3 protein-coding genes are annotated in these 3424 nt (G+C 33.4%); 2 read left to right on the forward strand and 1 reads right to left on the reverse strand.

Annotation, left to right across the window (positions count from 1 at the left end; genetic code table 11):
- Nucleotides 1-167: 167 nt before the first annotated feature.
- Both CQA44_RS11565 and CQA44_RS11570 read left to right on the forward strand, forming a co-directional pair.
- Nucleotides 168-1286 (forward strand): hypothetical protein, encoded by a 1119-nt coding sequence (locus tag CQA44_RS11565; protein ID WP_115547364.1) that lies wholly within the window; start codon nt 168-170, stop codon nt 1284-1286.
- Between the two features lie 362 nt (nt 1287-1648).
- Entirely contained in the window at nt 1649-2548 is a 900-nt protein-coding gene (locus CQA44_RS11570) for a site-specific DNA-methyltransferase (RefSeq protein ID WP_115547365.1), read from the forward strand.
- 617 nt (nt 2549-3165) lie between these two features.
- Here CQA44_RS11570 and CQA44_RS13040 read toward each other — a convergent pair.
- A partial coding sequence (locus tag CQA44_RS13040) for a hypothetical protein (RefSeq protein ID WP_220272160.1) occupies nt 3166-3424 on the reverse strand: 259 nt, incomplete at its 5' end.

Here is a 3424-nt window from a genome sequence, read left to right on the forward strand (position 1 = left end):
GGAAAATGAGAGGAAATAAAATTATTTTTTATCCTATTATTGCGTGCAAGAGAGAATCTATAAAATAGAATCTATGAGAGAGATTCTAAGTGGCAAGATATGAAACTTAAAATCTATGAGATAGAATCCAATAGCAATGTAAAAAACTTAAAAGATAGGAAAGTGAAATGATAGTGAAAGTGTTATTTATGGCATTTTTAGCGATGTCTTTGTCTTTTGGCTTTGGAATGCAAGGGGTACGCGCTCAAATCAGCTCTACATTGAGTTTTGCTGCACAAAGTGAATGGGAGGGAGTGTATGCTACATTTAGACAATGCGACCCTGAAAGTGGATATTGCTATATGCAAAGGGCTTTGAGCATTTATGACTGCATTCTTATGAATCAATATCGCTATGAAGACCCTCATTTTATCTGCAAGCTAGGAAATGTTGAGAGTGTCAATCCAAGCAGGACAAATGCCAATGAACATACAAATTGTGAGACAGGGACATATCCTAGCGAAATAGAGATAGAAATCCGAGGCAATGTCGCATTCCCTACATCTAGTTATTATGATTTTATGTGTCAAAAAGCAAGTAATGTGTCTGGGTGTGAGAAAAATATAGGCTTTTCTCTTACGAGAAAAGAAGGAGAGGGGATAGTCTTTAGCTCAAGCAAAGCCCTAGATTCTATCACTTGTGAAACTCCCAATGATGAGCGTTTTGCTGGTACATTATCATCGTTTTATCCTATCGTAAATGGCAAACAAGGTAATGGAGCGTTTGATTGCACAAAAGAGGGTTTAAGTATAGTTGAAAGGGGTATTTGCAATAATTTTTATCTCTTAAGAGAGGATTATAGCCTTAATGTAGTGTATGACTTTATTATGGATTTTGCAAATGAGAATCTAAAGCAGCAGATTAAGTCCAAGCAGTTAGCATATTTAAAAACCCGCAATTTTTTGTGTATAAAAGAAGAGGAGCTAGAGGGGCTTGAAAAATGCCTCTTTGATTCTATATTGAAGCAACAAAAGGTTTTAAAAGAGGCGATTAAAGAAATAGAAGTAGATAGTGTGAGATTAGAAAGTCCAAGTGGGGAAATTCGCATTTATGATATGCCAAACATTGAGGCAAATGTCCTTTATACTGCATTTGAAAATGATACATATAGAGCTTATTTGGCTATGAAAGGGCAAACATCAGGATTTGTAAAAATCGCTTTTAAGCTTATAGATTCTAAACGTAATCCCAATAATAACACGATTGTAGGCTATGTGAGAGTACAAGATATGAGAATGCAGAATTAAGAGAATTAAGGATTGTAGGCTATGTGAGTGCAAGATTAAGAGAATGGCTAGTTTGCTATGCTAGTGAGACTATCCTAAGAGAATCTTAAAAAGTGCTAGAAATGAGGGAATAAATTGATAGCAGAGATATTAAAGAGAAAATATTTAAAAAATTCAAAGAAAAAAGAACATAAGCATAAAAGCAAGAATATTAATAAAACAAGCTACTTCTAAAGGGCTTATCAGGCGGAGGCTACAAAAAGAAATGAGTCTAGCAAAAAAGTAGAAAATGGATAGTTAGGGAAAGTCATTAAAGAATCATCAAATTTTCAAGATGAGATGCAAGTTGCAGAGCAGTTTTTAAGAAAATTAAAGGAAGCAAAATGATTAAAAATACCCAAACTTCTTCTTTTGGTGTGAGTGCTAGGATAGGGCATAATTCTTCTAAATTCTATAATTCAAAGCTTTATAAAGATTTTCGAACTATCAAACAAAAAACACAAGATGAACAAGAGATTTTGCCACAAAATTTGAATAAAATATTTTGCCATAGTAGTGAAAATATGTATGAACTTCCCGATAATAGCGTGCATTTAATGCTAACCTCGCCTCCTTATAATGTGAGTAAGGATTATGATGATAATTTAAGTTTAGATGAATATTTACAACTTTTGAAAAATGTTTTTAATGAGACTTATAGAGTTTTGGTTAGTGGCGGTAGGGCTTGCATAAATATAGCAAATGTTGGGAGAAAGCCTTATATACCGCTTACAATGTATGTTAATCAAATGATGTTAGAGCTTGGATTTTTAATGCGTGGTGAAATCATTTGGGATAAAAGTGCTAGTAGCGGAGTAAGTCTTGCTTGGGGTAGTTTTAGAAGCGCGAGTAATCCTGTATTGCGAGATACACACGAGTATATCTTAGTATTTTCTAAAGGAGGTTTTAAGAGGGAAAAGAAAAAAGCTAAAGCAATCAAAAAAGATAGTATTTCTAAAGAGGATTTTATGGAGTGGAGCAAGTCAATTTGGCATTTTCCTGCTGTGAGTGCTAAGAAAATTGGGCATCCAGCCCCTTTCCCCTTAGAACTACCAAAGAGATTGATAGAATTTTATAGTTTTGAGGAGGATATTATTTTAGACCCCTTTATAGGAAGTGGAACGAGCGCATTAGCGGCTTTGGAATTAAAAAGAAATTTTATAGGCTATGAACTCAATAAGGACTATATCAATTTGGCTAATTCTCGCATTAATGAGGCTCAGAATGTGTTGTTTAAAACTTAAAAAATTGCAAATCAATAATAAGGGCAACAAAACAAGCATTGCCCCAATAGAATCTATTTTGCCTTAATGAGCATAAGAGCAGCTATAAACAGATAAGCTTTCTTAAAAATGTTTTGCATGTAATAGAGAAAAAGGATTCTAAGGGAGATTTTTATATACTAAAGTCGCTAAAAATGAATAAGGATTGATGAATCTCTCAAAGAGAAACATAGCAAAGAGCAAAATAGAATCTATTACTCAAGGTTTTTCTACAAAAAGTTGGATTATTCTTTATCTTTTGCAAATATTTCATAAAAAGACATTTCTTAATATCACACATTTCTTACACCTATCTTGCTAAATTCATTCCACAGCTTGTTTTAAGGCTATTAACTTATATAGCATTCCTTTAGATAGCGTGCTTGAGCCATTTGCGGGAGTGGCACGACTTTAGTAGAAAGCCTTGTGAATAATAAAATAGGCGTTGGAGTAGATAAATGAAGTTGCCTATTTTGTGATCAAAGTTACTCCGCTAAACATAGAATCTTTACAAAAAGAATATGACACATTACATCATTCTCTCTTAGAGAACAAGGCTTATTTCCTGCAAGATTCAACAAAGCGAACTCTTAGAGCAATCAAGGCAGATAATTCCTCAAAATGAAAGGCTTGATGATTGGTTTAAGTCTAAGCAAAGCAAGATTATCAATCATTTTTATTTGATTATTAAGACACAAGATAAGGATTTGAAGTAGAATCTCTAAAGAATATGATTTTGATTCTTTGCTACTTCTATTGCTTACGATACAGATATTCATCTTTTTGTTCGTGCTTTTTATAAGCAAGATTCTTTTCATTGGCACGTGTTGCTTATAAAAAATGCGATTATAGAGTTGG

Source organism: Helicobacter sp. MIT 14-3879 (genome assembly GCF_003364125.1).

What these genes read in the sequence shown, in the direction of transcription:
- CQA44_RS11565 (WP_115547364.1), top strand. Translation starts at nt 168, where the DNA reads ATGATAGTGAAAGTGTTATTTATGGCATTTTTAGCGATGTCTTTGTCT.
- CQA44_RS11570 (WP_115547365.1), top strand. Translation starts at nt 1,649, where the DNA reads ATGATTAAAAATACCCAAACTTCTTCTTTTGGTGTGAGTGCTAGGATA.